The 1,670-nt window shown below is 43.6% G+C and carries 2 protein-coding genes and 1 pseudogene; all 3 read right to left on the reverse strand.

Translation table 11 applies throughout. The features are described 5' to 3' along the window. Positions 1 to 674, reverse strand: a 674-nt coding sequence (locus tag ACFINF_RS09115) for a phage tail protein (protein ID WP_375620574.1), incomplete at its 3' end; no start/stop codon positions are given. Then, positions 674 to 1,501 carry a baseplate J/gp47 family protein gene (locus tag ACFINF_RS09120; RefSeq protein ID WP_375620575.1) on the reverse strand — a complete coding sequence of 276 codons (828 nt, stop codon included), beginning with the start codon at positions 1,499 to 1,501 and terminating at the stop codon, positions 674 to 676. The genes ACFINF_RS09120 and ACFINF_RS09115, both read right to left, overlap by 1 nt. Beyond that, positions 1,498 to 1,670: pseudogene (locus ACFINF_RS09125) on the reverse strand (baseplate assembly protein W); the annotation flags it as partial. The gene ACFINF_RS09120 and the pseudogene ACFINF_RS09125, both read right to left, overlap by 4 nt.

The raw sequence follows: 1,670 nt of genomic DNA on the forward strand, positions 1-1,670 counted from the left end.
TTTGCCATGTCCCATGGGTAATCGATTTGGTTCCAGCTTAATTCCTCATCCCCATCCTCTATCCAATTGCCAATAAGCCTGCCTTCTTCTCTTAAGAGAACGTGCTCTATCTCTGTTGTGCGCCCAAAGGAAAACAAAGTGCCCCCAGCTGTTAAGCGAACACCGCTTTCATACTCCAACATGCTGTCATCAAGGCGTGACATATTGCATTCAACAGCTTGAACATCATAACCATAAACACCACGGCGAAAATCAGAGCGCAAACTTTTGGAAAGATCTGTGATTGCTTCAATGGCTTCAAGGCTTTTCCGTTCAGGCAACTGATCAAAATCAAGTTGAAAGGAATTCCACCATGCCCGCCCCGTCCATGCGGGCGTAAAGCGTGCTGTAATCTGGAGCCATTCAAGCCCCACCTCTATTGCAGCAAGGGAGCCGCGCAAGCGCTGCCATTGAATCCCTTGATCAATCAGATCATAGAGATTTGGAACATAAGGCGTAAGCTCTCCAAGCCCGTATTCTTCAATCAACCACGGCAAGAAACGGGGAGGGCGTGTGATCAGTTTAGAACGTGAAATCCCCAAAACAGAACCATCAATATCTTGATGAAAATCGCAAGCATCGGCAAGGCGCTTTTCAAATTCTGTCGCGTTTGTGGGAAGGAGGGAACCAACCATTAGCGCGCACGCCCTTTGAAGTTTAAGGTGATTTTTCCAATCGATAAAATTTCTTCATCACAAACCATACTGTCTTGTGTTGGTGTAATGGCAATGACTTTTTGGACACCAGAAATCATTAGTTTTGAAATCCACCACGACAAACTTAATTCACGACCAATGGCTTGTTCTTGTCTCCATGCTGTTCTTAAATTTGTTTCCATTGTTGTGAGAATTTTCAAAGATGTTTCTGGTAACAGCCAAACATCTGCCTCTAAATCCAGCACTTTTTTGACAGCAGCGTGAACAATGATTGTATCATTGGTCATGATGATATTTTTTCTGTGAAGAGCTTTTGAGACTGTTTGTATGAGATCTTCAGATGCCGTTCCTTCTTCATTGTTGCCAAAAAGAGCAACATAGATGGTTGGGTCTTTGCCTTTACGGTAAACAATCGCATCCTTAACACGACTATCTGCTGTTAAGGCTATAAGCTTGTAATAGGGCTCTGTCCCGCTACCATTGCCACCACGGGCATGAAGTTCTATGCGTTCACGATATCTCTCGTCACTTTCACCCTCCATGCGGGCAAGACCATGCCAGTTTCCCAAAGCATCAAGAGATTCACCGGTTGCAAAATCAAGAATGTTGTTGCGTGCCGCTTCGTTAATACGCTGTCTTAACAGCAGTTCTCGATAGCTAAAAGCCTCAATGACTTTTACAGCCGGATCACTTTCAAGAATGGTATATTCAGGCAAAAGCTCTTTTAAATGGGCAAGAGCAGCAGCACGTATTTCCTCAAAAGAAAGTTCTGTAATAATTTCGGGTTTTGCAAGTACTCCATTCATTTTATCAATAATCCTTCCATGGTAATGGGCTTGCCGGATGGCAAATAAATGCCTTCAAAGGACAAAGAAACTTGTCCAGCCTCACCCCATTTAAAATCAATTTTTTTCAATTTAAAACGCGGTTCCCACTTGTCTAAAGCCTCAGCAACAGCAGCATAAAGAGCAACAG

Origin of the sequence: Bartonella sp. TS25HLJMH (assembly GCF_042193505.1) — a bacterium.
GTDB lineage: Bacteria > Pseudomonadota > Alphaproteobacteria > Rhizobiales > Rhizobiaceae > Bartonella > Bartonella grahamii.

Coding starts and splice junctions, on each gene's coding strand:
- ACFINF_RS09120 (WP_375620575.1), bottom strand. CDS start 1,501: ATGAATGGAGTACTTGCAAAACCCGAAATTATTACAGAACTTTCTTTT.